Genomic DNA, 15,941 nt, shown 5'->3' with positions numbered 1-15,941 from the left:
ACGCTAGAGACTTGGCGCGGAGTATGTCAACATACGAGACGTCATCTTGAATGAAGTCATGCGGACCGAGGAGCGCGGATGGCCGACGAGGTACCGGCGACCCTGCGCCACGCCGCCGACCAGGCGATCGACCCGGCGACCCTGCTCGACGCCCTGGCGGCGCTCGCCGCGCAGCCGAGCCCGTACGGCCGCGAGCGGGCCACCGCGCACCGGGTCGCCGACTGGGCCGCCGCCCGGTGGCCGGCGCTGTCCTGGCGGGTCGACCCGCTCGCACCCACGGCGGCCACGCCGGACAGCGCCAACATGGTCGGCGGATCCGGCCGGGGTGGGCACCCCGAGCTGCTGATCTACTCACACCTGGACACCTCGCTGACCGACGGGGCGGACTTCGACGCCCCGATCACCGGCCGGCGTACCCCCGCCCCGGGGCTGGACCTGCCCGGACCCGACGGCGCGGTGGTCAGCGGCTCCGGCCTCGGGGTGGCGCGGGCGGCGGCCGCCGCCGCACTGGTCGGCTACGCCGCCGCGGCCGAGGCCTGCCGGGCCGCCGGCCGCCCGCACCGGCTGACCCTGCTGCTCGCCGCCACCGGCACCCACCGGCACGACCCCGACGCCGGGCCGGACGACGGCGTCGCACCGGCCCCCACCATCGGCGGCGTGCTCCACCACCTGCGCGACCGGCCGCTGCCGGCCGCCGCGATCGTGGCCAAGACCAGCCCGCCGGGCATCCTCACCGCCGAGCCCGGGGCGATGTTCCTGCGGGTACGGCTGTCCAGCGGCTTCCATCCGGCGCTGTTCCGAGACACCGCCACACCCCCCGGCGGGCTGCTCGCCCACCTCGGGGTGGTCGTCGAGGCGCTGGAGGACTTCCGCCGCGCCCACCTGGCCCGCCGCGCCGACCCGGACGCCCTGGTCGCCCCGGAGCTGGGTCTCGGGGCGGTCCGCGCCGGCCAACCGGGCAAACCCGACCTGCTGCCCGGGGCGGTGGACCTCCACCTCTACCTGACCACCGTGCCCGGCGACGACCCGACGGAGATCACCGACGCGTTACGGGCGGCCCTGGCCCGGCGGCTGCGGGACACGCCGCTGGCCGGCTGCGGGCTGGCCGTGGCCGGCCACCCGGTCCACCCGTCGGCCGCCACCGCGCCCGACGCCGCGATCTGCCGGCACGCCGACGCCGCGTGGCGCACCGCCCACGGGCGGCCGCCGACCCCGCTACGCGGCTGGACCGGGTCGACCGACGGGGTGGTGCTCCGCGGCCGGGGGGTGCCCACCGTCCGGCTCGGCCCCCCGGCGTTGCCACCCGACCCGGCCGACCCGCGCCGGGAGCGGTACGCGGTGGCGGAACTGGTGCGTTTCGCCCGGCTGTACGCGGACATCGCCCTGCGGCACCAGCAGGCATCGACAGGCTGAGGTGTCATATGCCATGATACTGTCTCACTCTGCGCACAAAGGAATCCAGATGGCGGACGATGCCCCTTCGCCGGTCAAGAGCGCTGACCCCAGCTCACCGGCGATCCAGACCGTGCAGCGCGCGGCGGTCATCCTGAACGCGTTCACCGCGGCCCGTCCGCGCCTGAGCCTCAACGAACTCACCGCCAGCCTCGGCACCAGCAAGGCCACCGCGCACCGCTACACCAAAGCACTGCGGGAGAGCAACCTGCTGCGCTACGACGAGCGGGAGGGACTCTACTCGCTCGGGCCGCAGATCCTCACCCTCTCCGCCGCCGCCCGCGCGGCGATGCCGGTGATCAGCATCGCCGGCCCGCGCATGCAGCAACTCGTCCGCGAGATCGACGAGACCGTCGTGCTCAGCGTCTGGGACGGCGACACCGCCGTGGTGGTCCGCGCCGACGACAACACAGACCGGGTCATCCGGGTCAGTGTTCGCACCGGCTCCCGGCTGTCGCGCACCGAGTCCGCCCAGGGCCGGGTGTTCTGCGCCTTCCTCCCCGAGGCCGACGTGCCGGGGCTGGCCGACGAGATCGCGGCCTCCGCCGAGCTGCGCCGGGAGGTCGACAAGATCCGGCGTACCGGCATCTCGGCCAACACGCCCTCGGCCAACGGGGTCCGCAGCATCGCCGCGCCGATCTTCCGGGGCAGCACCCTGATCGCCGCGATGGCCATCGTCGGCACCACCACCTCGGTCCCCGAGGGCACCGACAGCACGCTCGCCATCGCCCTGCAACGCGCCGCCGCCGTGGTGACCGCCGAGCTGGGCAGCAGCAACGGCCACCACCCGCACGGCAACGGCCAGCACCCGCCGGCCGGCGGCAACGGCAGCCGCTGACCTGCCGCAGCGGCCCTACCCCGCGCCGGCCGGGTAGCCGGCCCGGTGTGCCCCGCCCGCGTCAGCTCGCGCCGAGCGCCTCGGACAACTCCCGGGCCACCAGCCGCAGGCTGTCCGCGGCGGCGATCTCCACCGCGCCGGACAGCGCCGTGCTGGTGCCCAGCACCGCCAGCGCGGCGACCACCTGGCTGCGCTCGAACACCGGCGCGGCGAGCACCCGTACCCCGAAATCCTCCGGGGAGTTGACCGCGTAACCGTCCCGGCGGACCTGCTCGACGACCGCCCGCAGCCCCGCCGACAGCCGCAGCTGGCGGGCCACCGCAGGCGCCTCGCCGGGCGACAGGTAGGCGCAGAACACCCGGCCCTGCGCCGAGCGCAGCAGATCCAACGGCGACCCGGTACGCACACTCAACCGCACGTCACCGCTGGTGTTGTCCATGCAGCGGACCACCGTGGGGGCCTCGCCGTTCCACACGCTGAGCACCGAGGTCTGGTTGGTCACCCGGGTGAGCCGGTCGAGGTGGGGCTCGGCGGCGGTGACGATGGGCAGCGCCGCGCGGGCGGCGGCCTCCATCGCCAGGATCTGCGGACCCAGCGTGTAGGTGGCGGTGGCCACATCGAAGCGCAGCAGGTTGGCCGCGCGCAGCGCGCGGGCGTACCGGTGCGCGGTGGCCCGGCTGATCGCCAGGTCGGCGGTCAGCTCGGCCAGGGTGAGCCGGGGCCGCTCGACGGAGAACGCCTGGAGGATGGTGGCAGCCCGCTGCACGGTCTGGATCGCCGGCGCGTCACCGGCCGGCTCGTCGACTCCGCCCGTCACCACGTCACCTCGCACTCGCCGTCCACCGAAAGGCGAACTCTACCGAGCGCGAACCACATCCGGCGACACGGACACCGCCCCACCGCCACCGGCTCACCGCAGACGTGACCGACCCGTGGACGACGAACGCACGTCCCACCGCGGGCGCCCCGGCGATCTTGGTGGGAAACGGCCCCGCTGGGGGCCATTACCTACCAAGATCTCCCTGACCTGCCGGCGGACCCGACGCCGGGGCCGGGTCACGCCGGGCCGCCCGCCCCCGAACCGGGGACGGGCGGCGGATCGGTGGCGTCGGCGAGCTGACGGTGGACCTCGCCGCTGTCCCAGTAGTCGACCCGGTGGGCGATCAGGCCGTCCGGGTCGACCCGGAACCGGAAGACGCCGCGGATGCGTACCGGTGCCCGGCCGGCGGAGGCCAACCGGAACGACATCCGGTACGCCACCGCCGCCCGGTCACCGTCGGCGAGCAGCTCCTCCACCTCGTAACGCAGGTCGACGAACTCGGCCAGGAAACCGTCGAGTCGGGACCGGTAACGGGACCGGCCGACCACCGTCCGGCCGAGGGCGGCGGTGTGCTCGTTGACGAAGTCGGCGCTGACGCAGCCGGCGACGGCGTCGGCGTCGTGGGCGTTCAACGCCGCCAGGTACCGCTGGACGGCGGCGCGGGTGGACGCTGCGGTCAGCTCCCCCACCGACGCCGCACGGTGTCGAAGACCTGCTGGTCGTGGGAGATCTCGATGACGTTGCCGTCGGGGTCCTTCAGCGCGCAGATGTAGCCGACCGGCGGCGGCATCTGCCGCGGCTCCCAGTGCAGGCAGCCCAGCTCGCGGGCCCGCCCGGCGATCTCGTCGACGTCCGACCGCTGCGGCACCTCGATGCCGATGTGCGCGAACGGGTGCAGCAGGCCGAGCTGGCCGCCCTTGTCCTTGTTGAAGGAGACGAGCACCAGCACGAACGGGGTCTCGACCTGCTTGTCGTTGGAGAGCCAGACGCTCTCCCCGTCGGCGTCGGCGAACCGCTCCACGACCACCAGCGGGGTGAGCGTGGTGTAGAAGGAGATCGCCTTGTCGAGGTCGCCGGTGGGCAACGCCACGTGCGTCCATCGGGCTTGGGTCAGACCGGTCGCCACTGTTACCTCCACCGTACCGAAATGTCCATCGCTATCGCGTCCACCAGCCTATTCACTGTTCGGTCGACGGGTCGATGTGCCGGGGACACAAAGCCGACCCGCCGGCTTCGACGCGCCGGGACGGTGCCGGCGGCCGGTCGCCGTGTCAGCGTGGGGACACACCGCGTACGGGAGGACGATCGGATCATGCAGTACCGCAGACTGGGCGGGACCGGGGTCGAGGTCAGCACCCTCTGCCTGGGCACGATGATGTTCGGCGCCTGGGGCAACACCGACGAGCAGGAGTGCCACCGGATCGTAGCCGAGGCGCTCGACGCCGGGATCAACCTGGTCGACACCGCCGACGTGTACGCCCACGGCGAGTCCGAGGAGATCCTCGGCCGGGCGCTGCGCGGCCGGCGCGACGACGTGGTGCTGGCCACCAAGTTCCACGAGCCGATGGGGGACGACCGCAACCGGCGGGGCAACTCCCGCCGCTGGATCCGGCAGGCGGTTGAGGGCAGCCTGCGCCGGCTGGGCACCGACTGGATCGACCTCTACCAGGTGCACCGCCCCGACCCGCTGACCAACGTCGACGAGACCCTCGGCGCGCTGTCCGACCTGGTCCGGGAGGGCAAGGTCCGGATGATCGGCACCTCGGCGTTCCCCGCCGAGCAGATCGTCGAGGCGCAGTGGACGGCCGAGCGCCGGCACCGGGAACGCTTCACCACCGAACAGCTCGGCTACTCGATCCTGACCCGGGGCGTCGAGGCCGCCGTCCTGCCCACCAGCGAGCGGTACCGGCTCGGCGTGCTGGTGTTCAGCCCGCTCAACGGCGGCTGGCTGACCGGCAAGTACCGGTCGACGGCCGTACCCGCCGACTCCCGCGCCGGGCGCAACGGCGACCACTTCGACTTCCGCGACGCCGCCGCCCGGGACCGCAAGCTCGCCCTGGTCGACGAGCTGGCGACGCTCGCCGACGAGAGCGGCCTGACGCTGATCGAGCTGGCGCTCGGTTTCGTGCTGAGCCACCCGGCGGTGACCAGCGCCATCATCGGCCCGCGCACCCTGGACCAGCTCCGCAGCCAGCTACCCGCCGGGGAGCCGGCCGGGCTGCCGGCCGACGTGCTGGACCGGATCGACGCGCTGGTCCAGCCGGGCCACGACGTCAACCCGGCCGACGCCGGCTACCGGGTGCCCGCCCTGACCGACCCGGGCCTGCGTCGTCGTCCCTGACGGTGTCGCCGGGTCACCGACTCCGACGTGAACGGGGGTCGACGCCGCAAGGTCCACCTGCGCCGTCGCCCCCCCCCCCGCTGGGTCACCGACCCCGACCCCAGCAGGAGTCGACGCCGCAAGGTCACGCTCGAACATGGTTGTAGTGGCCTCGGTGCGCCCGGCAGGCCACTACAACCATGACAACACCGTTGCGTCAACGCCGTGAGCGGCTGGTCAACCCGAGCCAGGAAGTGCCCGCTCGGGGAGCGGGGTGGGCACTGCTTGGCGATCATGGATTTGTGGTGCCGATTTTGGGGATTTTACGGGCGTTTTGTTACCCACCGCAACTCCATGATCGGCGGGGCAGTGCTGGTTGACGAACAGCCGTTCCACCTGGCGCAACGGTGTTGACAACAATGAAGTAGCACGATCTTGCCGGGCTGGCGACGGCGCCGCAGAACGGGCCGCGGGCGTCGGGGCGGTTTCGCGGCGGGCGGAGGTCGCGGCGGGCCTGGTGGGTCAGCCGGTTGCGGATCTGGGCCAGGGACAGGAAACGGTGCGGTCATGCTCAGCTCACCTTGAGGGCAGTGGCGAGTTGGATGACCGTGGCGGGGGCCTGCGGGTCGTGGACGAGTCGGGCGAGCACCGCGCGGGCGGCCGGTCGATGGCGTACCTCGTCGGGTGCGGTGCGCTCGGCGGCCAGCAGGGTGCGGGCGGCGTTGCCCGGGTCGCCGACGTGCAGGTAGGCGCGGGCGGCGTCGCGGCACGGTGTTCGGCGGGTAGCCACCGCCAGCCGTCCCGGGCGACGGTCTTCTCGTGCCACGCCACCGCATCACCGGCGTTGCCCAGGTCGAGGGCGGCGGCGACCCGGGCCAGGTCCACCGCGACCGGCCCGAACCCGGTCCGGTGGTGGTCGTGCCCGTCGCCGACCCGGGCCGCCATCGCGGCGGCCTCGTCGAGCAGGTCGGCGCAGGTCTGGTCGTCGCCGTCCCGGGCGGCCGCCAACGCCGCCTGCATCACCAGCGTTCCGCACAGCGACAGCTCCGCAGCGGGCGCGTCGTCGAGGTCGGGCGGGGCTATCCGGTACGCGGCAGCAAGCGCCATCGACCGGGCCATCCGCGCCCGCCCCGAGGCACGGAGCACCTGGCCGAGTTGCACGGTGGCGGTGGCCACCAACACCGCGTCACCGGTCGCGGTGGTCATCGCCCGGTCAGCGGCCAACCACGCCAGCTCCACCTCGCCGAGCTTGACCAGCAACGAAGCGGTGAGCCGGTACGCCTGCACCAACACCGCCCGCCCCGCCACCGGATCATCCGCCTGGACCCGCTGCGCGGCGACCAACAGGCTCGGAAGCATCCCGGTCACCTGCGGATAGCGGGCATGCTGAAACGTCACCCAGGCGTGGGTGACGTCCCGCTCCAGCCGATCCGCCGGCAATGCCTGACCCGGCGCTGCCGGCCGACCCACCACGACGTCGTACGTCGACAACGCCTCCCGGACCCGCCCCACCCCCTCGACCTGTCCGGCCACCTCGGCCGGCGGGACGTCCCGACCGAGCAGCACGCTCGTGTCGATCCGCAGGACGCCGGCGATGTCCTGGAGGGTGGACACCTTGTCCAACGTGCGGACACCCCGCTCCACCTTGTCTACCCAGCTCTTCGACTTGCCCAGCCGATCGGCGAACACCTGCTGCGACAACCTGCGCCGCCCCCGCCAGTACGCCACCCGCCGACCCACCGGCAACACCTCACTGCCGTCCACGACGCCACCGCCGATCCGGCACCGCCCGGGTCGTCTCCTCCACCGGTATCCGGTCCGCCTCGGCCTGTGCGAGCAGCCGCTGCCGCGCCGCCTCCCGCTCCGCCGCCTGGATCCGCTCGCCCCGGCTTCCGCTCCGGTCACTGTCTATGTCACCCACCTGCGTCCCCTTCGGAAAGGGCGCGACGGTGTGCTGGAGGGCCGCGCCGGATCAGCGGGGCAGTCTTCGCCCCGATGCTGAGCGGGACGCGGCGACCAGGCGAAAACGCACCGCCCGCCGCATCCCGTGCGGAAGACGCTACGTAGGGTGACAGTGCTGAACGGGTAGGGTTCCTACCCCCGGTTCACGGGACGAGGCCGACCTTCACCGCCAGGTCGCGGGCCTCGTCGCGGGTGGACCGTGGACCGTCGAGCAGGTCCAGGGTGATCTGTCGGGCGTACCCGTTGAAGCGGATCGTCTCCGGGGCCGACTCGTACGCCTGCCGGAGCGTCGCCACGGTCGTCTCCTTGTCGCCCTTTCCGTAGTGTGCACGGGCGACCTCGATCAGGTGCCGCGCCCGGCGCGGCCTCGACGGAATCGCCGCCGCCTCGTGGCGACGCGCCTGCCGCAGCGCCTCGCCGGACTTCTGCAACTCCACGGCCACGGTCACCGCATGAGCGCCCATGATGGCCCGGGAGAACGACGTCTGTGGCTGGTAGAAGCCCGACGGCAGGCTTTGCGCGACCCGGTCCGCGCGGTCCCAGTAACGCCACGCCCGGCCTTCCTCTCCCGCCCGGGCGGCGGTGTAGGCGGCCTCGAAGTTCAACGCCCCCCACAGGGCCAGCAGACCCGTACCCCCCTCAGCCGCCCGGGGTTCCAGGGCGGACAGCACGTCCAGCGTCACCGCCGTCGCGGTGTCCCAGTCCCCGGTGTCGCGGTGCACCTGCCCCAGGAACCACCCGGCACGGGCGATTGCCTCGGGGTCACCCGACTCCTGGGCCGCCACCATCGCCCGATCCGCGACCCGCCAGATCAGCTCCGCAGCGGGCTGGTAGGCGAGGAACATCTGCACCAGCCCGAGCGTCTCGGCCAACAACGCCTGTGCCTGTCGCCGCTCCGCACCCTCGTACGCCAGGGCGGCATGCTGCACGTCCCGCAGCAGCCCCGGAAGCAACGCGCCCAGCACCGTCCGGTGGTCCGACGCCTGATGACGCGCCCGCCACGCCGCCGCGAGCCGCTCACGGAGGCTGGACAACGACTCGGCCGGAGCGTCCGGGAGGACCACGAGGCGGTTCACCGTGTCCCGCACCGACGCCAGCGCCGGATGTTCCGGACCGTTGACAACCGCTGACCGGTTGCCCAGTTCGCCAGCGAGGACGGCGACGTCGATCTTGAGAGCACGAGCGATCCGGTCCAACATGTGAATGCGCGGCGGCAGGATGCGATCGGTCTCCACCGCCTTGACCCACTCGGCACTGCGGCCGACCAGCCCACCGAGCACCGCGCGGGTCTTCCCGGAACGCTCCCGGTAGACCTTCAACCGCTGCCCGAACGTCAACTCCGGCAAGGAATCCACCCCGACCTCCTCGTCAGCGCGGGATGCGCTAGCGGCCCACCGGCCGCCGTCACACCAACGCTACCGAGCGCCCCCTCACCACATAACCCCTCGTTCCACGCCGTCACGCGGCCCGCCGACCTACGGCAACAGCTCCGACCGACGCAATGTCGCCGATGTTGCGGCATCACGCCGCTTCGATACCGCAATTCCGGCGAGATAGCGAAAAGCGGCGACGGGTGGGGGCACTCAGATCCAGCCCTGCTCCCAGGCGATCGTGGCGGCGGCCGTACGCGAATCGACGTCCAGTTTGGTCATCGCGGACGAGATGTGGTTGCGGGCGGTGCCGTGGGCCAGGCTGAGCTGCCGTGCGATCTCCTTGGTGGGCAGGCCGTCCCGGGTCAGTCGCAGCACGTCGGTCTCCCGGGCCGTCAGCGGGCTCTCCTGTTCGGTGAGCGCCGACGCGGCGAGGCGGGCGTCGATGTAGCGCTCCCCGGCGGCGACCGATCGGATGATCCTGGCCAGCTCCGACGCCGGGGTGGACTTCGGCACGAAGCCGTGCACCCCGGCGCTGAGCGCTCGTTTCAACGTCCCCGGTCGGGCGTGTCGGGTGACGATGACGACCCGCGTCGGGACGAGACGCAGCAGGCGGCGGGCCGCGTCGACCCCGTCGAGTCCGGGCATTTCGAGATCGAGCAGGGTCAGGTCGGGGCGGTGGGCGACGGCCGCCGCGACCGCGGCCTCGCCGTCGGCGACGTCCGCGACGACCTCGATGTCGGGCTCGAGGGAGAGCAGCGCCACGAGCGCGCCCCGGATGAGTTCCTCGTCGTCGGCGATCACGATTCGGATCACCGTCGGGTCCTCCGTCGTCTCCTCGGGGAGGCAGGCTCCTGTGCTCCGGGCGGGTCGGTGTCCGGCGCGGGAATGCGGACGACCAGCGTGAAGGTGTCCCCCTCGCGGGTGGTCTCGACCGTCCCGCGCTGGGCCGCGACCCGTTCGGCGAGACCGGCCAGGCCCGTTCCGTCCCGGCGCGGCACGCCTGCGGCGTCGTTGGTGACGGTCAGCCGGTAGTCGGCGGCGACGCGGACGAGGTCGATGGTGGCCTCGGTCGCCCGGCTGTGCCGCAGCACGTTGGTCACCGCCTCCCTGATCGCGACGGCGAACACCGCGCCGAGGGCCACCGGCAGGTCCGGTGTCCCGATGCGCGCCGTGCACCGGATCCCGGCGGAACGCAGCACCGCCGCCGCGTTGCGCGCCTCCGCCGCGACGGTGACGGTGCGGTAGTCGTTCACCACCGCGCGGGTGTCGTCGAGGGCCACCTGCGCGATCCGGCGGATCTCGGCGATCTCCCGGCCGGCCCGCTCGGGCTGGCCGGGCAGCAGGCGCTCCGCCAGTTCACTCTTCAACGCGATCACCTGGAGGTTGTGGCCCTGGATGTCGTGCAGGTCGGTGGCGAACCGGAGCCGTTCCCGCGCCACCGCCAGGTCGGACGCGAGCCGGCGGGCGTGTTCCAGGCGCAGCACCACCTGGAGCACCCAGACCGCGCTCAGCGGCAGCAGCGTGAACACCGCGAGGGTGCTGAGCACGATGGCGTCGGCGGCCGTGTCGGGCGGCGGCCCGACGCGCGACCGGGTCAGCACGCCGGTCAGCCCGCCGAGGCCGATCACCGCCCAGCAGCCGAGGATCACCGCCGCCCGCCACCGGCCCCGGACCAGGCAACTGAGCACCCCGCCCGCCATCGCCAGGGTGAACGCCCACCCCCAGCCGGCGAACGGCGGCACGACGGCCAGCACCCAGACCGCGCCGGACAGCGCCAGCAGCACCGGGACGAGCGGATGGCGGGGCGGCACCTCGTCGGGGCCGTGCAGCAGCAGGGGGATCGTGGCCAGGCCGACCAGGACGGCGGCGACCGTCGTGACCAGGAGGGTGACCGCCCGCGCCCCGGTGACCGTGCCCACGCCGAGCAGCACCTGCACCAGGCCGCCGATGAGCATCCCCAGTCCCAGGGAGAACACTGTGAACAGGCGCATCGCCCGGAGGTCGGCGGTCACCCGTGGGACACCCTGGCCGGCGTCCGTCACCGGCTCAGCGTAGCGACAGCGGCGTCAGGAACGCCCTGGTCTGCTGCGCGATCTCCGCCGACCGGGTGTGGTGCAGGTAGTGGTCGCCCGCCAGGAGGACGACCCGACCGTCCTCGACGCTCGCCGCCTGCCGCTCGTGGAGCGCGACCCAACCCGGCACGTCGTGATCGTCCGAGCGGACGAACAGCAGCACCGGCAGCTCCCTGGGGAAGGTCTTCCCGCTGACGGCGGCGAAGTTCGCCGAGGCGTGCTCCATCTCGTTCACCATCGTCGGGGCCGCCGCGTTCCGCGCGGTGAGCAGTCTCAGCTGTTCCCGGGTTCGCTCGTCGTAGGGCAGGCCCGCGTAGGGGTCGTCGGCGAGCGCGGCGAACGCGCGGGTGAGGCCGAGCCTGCTGAGACCGACGATCAGGTCGGTCGGGATCGGGTCGTCCCAGCCGGGTTGGTCGGGGACGCTGCTGTCGATGCCGACGAAGGCGACGAGTTCGTCGGCGTAGCTGGCGGCGTAGGTCAGCGCGTAGATCCCGGCGATCGAGTGGCCCATCAGCACGTACCGGTCGATGCCGAGGTGCCGGAGCGCCCCGTGCACCTCCCGGGTGATGTTCGCGGCGGTCCGGTCGGTGTCGGCGGGGTCGCTCAGGCCGGTGCCGAACGGTTCGACCGCGACGACCCGGTAGGTGCTCTCCAGTTCCGTGATCAGCGGCTGGAAGTCGAGCGCGGGGGCGGCGGTGCCGAGGCCGGGCAGGAGCACGATCGTCTCGGCACCGCTACCGGCGACCACCACGTTCATCCGCCTGCCGTCCACCGGCACGAGTTGCCCGTACCGGCTGATCGAGGAGGCTTCCGACTTCGTCGCCACGACGTTCACCACGGCGGTGGTCGCGAGCAGGAGCACCGGCAGGGCGACCAGGACACCGACGGTGGTGAGCACGACTCGCACGGGTCTACGCATGGGGTTCTCATTTCGGATCGGCGGCGCGTCCGGATCGCTCCGGTGCTGCATGACCAGCCAATCAACCGCGCGAGGCCCGGGGTAAGTGTCCGGCTGTCACGACCGGTCGTGACAAAAAGTCATGGTGTGCCGCGCGCAGGTGCCGACCCCGACCCGCCGCCCCGTCCGGGCTCGCCGGCTCTCCCGACCGCCGGGACCGGGCGACCAGGCAGCCTGGGGGCGGTCGGCCCGGCAGCTGGGACCGGGCGACCCGACCGCCGGGGGGCGGCTGCGGACCGCGACCACCGACGGCGCGGCGGCCACCCCCCGGGCCGGGGGCGGCCGCCGCGCCGTCGTGGCGGACCGGAGCTTCCGGTCAGGTGGTGCCGCGTTGGAAGGGTTGGGCCAGTGCCCGGGGTTCCCGGTGCGAGGTGGCGAAGACCAGCATCGCCAGCAGCGCCAGCAGGTAGGGCGCGGCGATCAGCAGCTGCGAGTTCATGGTGACCCCGAGCGCCGGCAGCGCCAGCCGCATCGCGTCGGCCAGGCCGAAGACGACACAGCCGATCAGGGTACGGCCGAGCCGCCAGGCCCCGAAGATGACCGCCGCGATGACCAGGTAGCCCCGGCCGGCGGTCATGTTCTGGTTGAACGAGCCGACCTCACCGACGGCCAGGTAGGCCCCGCCGAGCCCGGCGAGCAGCCCGCACCAGAGCAGCGCCTGCCGCCGTCGCTTGTTGACCTCGATGCCGCTGACGTCGGCGGCCTGCGGGTTCTCCCCCACCGCCCGCAGCTCCAGCCCCCACCGGCTGCGTTCCACCAGCCACCAGGTCAGCGGGACCACCGCCAGCAGCAGGTAGACCGGCCAGCGTTGGACGAACAGCATCGGGCCGACGATCGGGATGTCCCGCAGCACCGGGACGTCGACCTGCCAGACCTGGTGGCCGGTGAAGGTGCTCACCGTGATCAGGTAGCTGGTCAGGCCGAGCACCAGGGCGTTGAGCACCAGGCCGACGACGAACGTGTTGATCTGCACCCGGTGCGACAGGATGCCGTGCACGAACGCCACCGCCACACCGATCAGCGCGCCCGCCACCAGGCCGACGGTGGCGCTGCCGGTGGCGCTGGCGACCGCGATCGACCCGAACGCCGCGCCGAGCATCATCGCCTCGACCGAGATGTTCAGGGTGCCGGCGCGCTGGGCGACGTACTCCCCGCAGGCGGCGAAGGCCAACGGCACGGTGAGCCGGGCCCCGCTGGAGAGGATGGTGGCGATGTTGTCGGCGGCGCTCATGCCAACCTGCCTTCCATGGCGTCCTTGGTGCCGGCGGTCCCGGCGTCGCCGGGGTCCGCCGGTGGCGGCGCGGTGGTCCGGGGGCCGGGCACCGGGGCCGTCGATCCGGCCGGAGCCGAGCCGTCGGCCGGGGCCGTCGGCGCCGGAACAGCCGTCGGAGCGGTCGGCGTCGGCGGGGTGGCGGTGGGGGCCGCCGGCTGGTCGGCCAGGCGGCGTCGGCGCAGCATGCCGATCACCACCGGGGGTGCGACGAAGGCCAGCACCAGCAGCGCCTTGACCACGTCGACCAGGAACGACGGCACACCGGTGGCGGCCAGGAAGCTGCCGCCGGCCCGCAGCACACCGAACAGCACCGCCACCGGGATGGCGAGCAGCGGGTTGTTCCGGGCGACCAGGGCGACCAGCAGGCCGTCCCAGCCGATGTTGAGCGACATCCCCGGCTGCAACCGGTTGGTGCCGACCGGGCTGGTCAGCAGCAGCGCCCCGGCCAGACCGGCCAGCGCCCCGGAGATGGCCAGCGCGATGCCGCCCAGGGCGCCGACCCGCACCCCGGCGTGCCGGGCCGCCGCCGGGTTGAGACCGACCATCTTCAACCGGAAACCCCAACGGGTACGGGCCATCACCAGCGCCAGCACCACCGCCACCACGACGGCCAGCACCAGACCGCCGTTGAGCTGGAGGTTCGGGTATTCGCCGAGGGAGGTGAGCCGGGCGTTCTCCGGCACCGGGTTGGACTGCGGGGACAGCGTGCCCCGGCCCAGCCGGGACTCCTGGAGCAGCCACGGCGTGTTCACCGCGAACGAGATGAGCTGCTGGGCCAGGAAGGTCATCAGCATCGTGCTCACCACGATGTTGACGCCCCGGAACCGGTACATCAACGCGCTGAGCCCGGCCCAGACGCCGGCACCGACCACCGAGGCGAGCAGCACCAGGACCAGCAGCAGCGGTCCGGGTACGGCCAGCCGCAGGCCGACCCACGCGCCGGCGAGCGCGCCGATCAGCACCTGCCCCTCCTGGCCGATGTTGAAGAAGCCGGAGCGGGCGCTGACGCAGGCCCCGACGGCGACCAGCAGCAGCGGCGCGACGTACAGCAGGGAGGTGGACCAGGCCGCCGGGGAGGCCATGCTGCCCTGGTAGAGCGCCTTGGTGGAGGCTGTCGGCGAGCCGCCGGTGACCGCGATCAGCAGCGCGGACAGGCCGAGCGCGACGCCCACCGTGGCGACCGTGGCGAGGCCGACCTGCCAGCCGCCGGGTCCGGGGTTGAGCCTGCGCAGCAGCCGCTGGCCGGTGCCGTCGATACCGAGGGTCGCCATCAGTGACTCACCCCGCCGACCAGCATGCCGAGCCGCTCGGCGGTGGCCTCGGCGGTGGGGAGCACCCCGACGATCCGGCCGGAGGAGATCACCGCGATCCGGTTGGCCAGGGCCATCACCTCCTCCAGTTCCGTGGAGATCAGCAACACCGCCACCCCTTCCGCGGCGGCCTGCCGCAGCCGCACGTACATGTCTTCGATCGCGCCGACGTCCAGCCCGTGGGTGGGCTGGGCGGCGACCAGCGCCTTCGGCCCGGCCGACAGCTCCCGGGCCAGCACCACCCGCTGCTGGTTGCCGCCGGAGAGGCTGCGCAGCGGGGTGTCCGGCGAGGGGGCGACGATGTTGAACTCGGCCATCTGCCGCTGGGCGATCCGGTGCATCCGCCGCCGGCTGAGCACCCCCCGGGTGGTGACCCCGGCGAGGGACTTCATCACCAGGTTCTCGGCGACGCTCATGTCCAGCACCACGCCGGAGTGGTGCCGGTCCTCGGGCACGATGCCGAGGCCCGCGTGGTGCAGCGCGCCGGGACGCACCAGGTCGACCGGCCGGCCGTCGATCTCGACGGTGCCGGAGTCGGGGACCAGCAGCCCGGACAGCAGCTCACCGACGGTGGCCTGGCCGTTGCCCTCGACCCCGTACAGGCCGACGATCTCGCCGGGTGCCACGTCGAGGCTGAGCTTGTCCAGCACCGGCAGTCCGCCGATGAGCAGGGTCACCTCGCGCAGCCGCAACGCCGCCGGCTGCTCCGGCGCTGCCGGGTCGCCGGTCGCCGGGGCGGCGGTGACCTCTTCGACCGGTTCGGGACGCTCGACGGGCAGCAGGCCCAGCGCCGCGCTCTCGGTCTGCAACGACACCTCCCGGCCGACCATCTGCCGGGCGAGTTCCTGGGCGGTGGTGTCCCGGGTCGCGCCGTGGAACGCCACCGCGCCGCGCCGCAGCACGGTCACCCGGTCGGTGGCCGCCATGATCTCGGCGAGCTTGTGGCTGATCAGGATGACCGCCCGCCGTTCCGCCTGCACCACCCGGCGCAGCACGGTGAACAGCTCCGCCGACTCGGCCTGGGTGAGCACCGAGGTCGGCTCGTCCAGGATCAGGATGGACGGGTCACGGCGCAGGCACTTGATCAGCTCGACCCGCTGCCGTTCCCCGGCCGAGAGCCGGTCGACCCGCACGTTCGGGTCGATGGGCAGCCCGTAGCGACGGGAGACCTCCTCGACCTGGGCGCAGGCCGCCGCCCGGTCGATCCGCCCGGTGTCGCCGAGGATGACGTTCTCCCAGACGGTGAGCGGTTCGATCAGGCTGAAGTGCTGGTGCACCATGCCCAGGCCGAGGTCGGCGGCGACCTGCGGACTGTCGATCTCGACCGGTTCGGTGCCGCGCGTGATGGTGCCGGCGTCGCGGTGCACCAACCCGAGCAGGATCTTCATCAGGGTCGACTTTCCGGCCCCGTTCTCGCCGAGCAGGCCGTGGATCTCGCCGGGTCGTACGGCGAGATCCACGGCGTCGCAGGCGACGACCGGACCGTAACGCTTGCTGACTCCGCGCAGGGTGAGAGCCGGCGTCAGCTGGTCGTCAACGTCCACAGTCCGTTTCACCTCGTTG

Annotated in this window: 15 protein-coding genes; 3 read left to right on the top strand and 12 right to left on the bottom strand. The window is 73.0% G+C overall.

Annotated elements, in window-relative coordinates; genetic code table 11:
- Positions 1–78: 78 nt before the first annotated feature.
- Together O7625_RS19425 and O7625_RS19420 are read left to right on the top strand one after the other, a co-directional pair.
- Positions 79–1,413: a hypothetical protein gene (locus O7625_RS19425; RefSeq protein ID WP_282340385.1), complete on the top strand. Its 1,335-nt coding sequence runs from the start codon at positions 79–81 to the stop codon at positions 1,411–1,413.
- Positions 1,414–1,462: 49 nt separating this feature from the next.
- A complete protein-coding gene (locus O7625_RS19420) occupies positions 1,463–2,290 on the top strand; it encodes an IclR family transcriptional regulator (protein WP_172898369.1) in 828 nt (275 codons plus the stop codon).
- A gap of 61 nt (positions 2,291–2,351) precedes the next feature.
- Here O7625_RS19420 and O7625_RS19415 read toward each other — a convergent pair whose 3' ends face one another.
- From O7625_RS19415 to O7625_RS19405, 3 genes are all read right to left on the bottom strand, one after another.
- Positions 2,352–3,107: an IclR family transcriptional regulator gene (locus O7625_RS19415; protein ID WP_172898370.1), complete on the bottom strand. Its 756-nt coding sequence runs from the start codon at positions 3,105–3,107 to the stop codon at positions 2,352–2,354.
- A gap of 239 nt (positions 3,108–3,346) precedes the next feature.
- The gene (locus O7625_RS19410; protein ID WP_282340384.1) at positions 3,347–3,799 is read right to left on the bottom strand and encodes a nuclear transport factor 2 family protein; all 453 of its coding nucleotides are present in this window, start codon (positions 3,797–3,799) and stop codon (positions 3,347–3,349) included.
- Complete coding sequence (locus O7625_RS19405; RefSeq protein ID WP_168222467.1) at positions 3,787–4,236, bottom strand: VOC family protein; 450 nt, start codon at positions 4,234–4,236, stop codon at positions 3,787–3,789. The genes O7625_RS19410 and O7625_RS19405 overlap by 13 nt, the downstream gene beginning before the upstream one ends.
- 186 nt (positions 4,237–4,422) lie before the next feature.
- Between O7625_RS19405 and O7625_RS19400 the strand changes: the two genes are divergently transcribed.
- On the top strand, positions 4,423–5,451 hold the full coding sequence (locus tag O7625_RS19400; protein ID WP_282340383.1) for an aldo/keto reductase: 1,029 nt from the start codon (positions 4,423–4,425) through the stop codon (positions 5,449–5,451).
- Between the two features lie 555 nt (positions 5,452–6,006).
- On the opposite strand, the gene O7625_RS19395 is transcribed toward O7625_RS19400, so the two are convergent.
- The 9 genes from O7625_RS19395 to O7625_RS19355 all read right to left on the bottom strand — a co-directional run bounded on the left by O7625_RS19395 (position 6,007) and on the right by O7625_RS19355 (position 15,922).
- Complete coding sequence (locus tag O7625_RS19395) at positions 6,007–7,194, bottom strand: helix-turn-helix domain-containing protein (protein ID WP_282340382.1); 1,188 nt, start codon at positions 7,192–7,194, stop codon at positions 6,007–6,009.
- Positions 7,181–7,351 (bottom strand): hypothetical protein, encoded by a 171-nt coding sequence (locus O7625_RS19390; RefSeq protein WP_282340381.1) that lies wholly within the window; start codon positions 7,349–7,351, stop codon positions 7,181–7,183. The genes O7625_RS19395 and O7625_RS19390 overlap by 14 nt, the downstream gene beginning before the upstream one ends.
- 184 nt (positions 7,352–7,535) lie before the next feature.
- Entirely contained in the window at positions 7,536–8,747 is a 1,212-nt protein-coding gene (locus O7625_RS19385; RefSeq protein WP_282340380.1) for a helix-turn-helix transcriptional regulator, read from the bottom strand.
- Between the two features lie 228 nt (positions 8,748–8,975).
- Positions 8,976–9,578, bottom strand: a complete 603-nt coding sequence (locus O7625_RS19380) for a response regulator transcription factor (RefSeq protein WP_282340379.1) — start codon at positions 9,576–9,578, stop codon at positions 8,976–8,978.
- On the bottom strand, positions 9,575–10,807 hold the full coding sequence (locus tag O7625_RS19375) for a histidine kinase (protein WP_282340377.1): 1,233 nt from the start codon (positions 10,805–10,807) through the stop codon (positions 9,575–9,577). The genes O7625_RS19380 and O7625_RS19375 overlap by 4 nt, the downstream gene beginning before the upstream one ends.
- A gap of 4 nt (positions 10,808–10,811) precedes the next feature.
- Entirely contained in the window at positions 10,812–11,756 is a 945-nt protein-coding gene (locus tag O7625_RS19370) for an alpha/beta hydrolase (protein WP_282340375.1), read from the bottom strand.
- A 355-nt stretch (positions 11,757–12,111) separates the two neighbouring features.
- A complete protein-coding gene (locus tag O7625_RS19365; protein ID WP_282340374.1) occupies positions 12,112–13,026 on the bottom strand; it encodes an ABC transporter permease in 915 nt (304 codons plus the stop codon).
- Positions 13,023–14,339, bottom strand: a complete 1,317-nt coding sequence (locus tag O7625_RS19360; RefSeq protein WP_282340373.1) for an ABC transporter permease — start codon at positions 14,337–14,339, stop codon at positions 13,023–13,025. The genes O7625_RS19365 and O7625_RS19360 overlap by 4 nt, the downstream gene beginning before the upstream one ends.
- On the bottom strand, positions 14,339–15,922 hold the full coding sequence (locus tag O7625_RS19355; protein WP_282340371.1) for an ABC transporter ATP-binding protein: 1,584 nt from the start codon (positions 15,920–15,922) through the stop codon (positions 14,339–14,341). Before O7625_RS19355 ends, O7625_RS19360 begins: the two co-directional genes overlap by 1 nt.
- Between the last annotated feature and the right edge of the window lie 19 nt (positions 15,923–15,941).

Origin of the sequence: Micromonospora sp. WMMD714, assembly GCF_029581315.1 — a bacterium.
Taxonomy (GTDB): domain Bacteria; phylum Actinomycetota; class Actinomycetes; order Mycobacteriales; family Micromonosporaceae; genus Micromonospora; species Micromonospora rifamycinica.
The sequence above is the reverse complement of the archived record's forward strand: the minus strand, read 5'-3'. Positions and strand labels throughout refer to the sequence as shown.

What these genes read in the sequence shown, in the direction of transcription:
- O7625_RS19425 (WP_282340385.1), top strand. Translation starts at nt 79, where the DNA reads ATGGCCGACGAGGTACCGGCGACCCTGCGCCACGCCGCCGACCAGGCG.
- O7625_RS19420 (WP_172898369.1), top strand. Translation starts at nt 1,463, where the DNA reads ATGGCGGACGATGCCCCTTCGCCGGTCAAGAGCGCTGACCCCAGCTCA.
- O7625_RS19400 (WP_282340383.1), top strand. Translation starts at nt 4,423, where the DNA reads ATGCAGTACCGCAGACTGGGCGGGACCGGGGTCGAGGTCAGCACCCTC.
- O7625_RS19370 (WP_282340375.1), bottom strand. Translation starts at nt 11,756, where the DNA reads ATGCGTAGACCCGTGCGAGTCGTGCTCACCACCGTCGGTGTCCTGGTC.
- O7625_RS19365 (WP_282340374.1), bottom strand. Translation starts at nt 13,026, where the DNA reads ATGAGCGCCGCCGACAACATCGCCACCATCCTCTCCAGCGGGGCCCGG.
- O7625_RS19360 (WP_282340373.1), bottom strand. Translation starts at nt 14,339, where the DNA reads ATGGCGACCCTCGGTATCGACGGCACCGGCCAGCGGCTGCTGCGCAGG.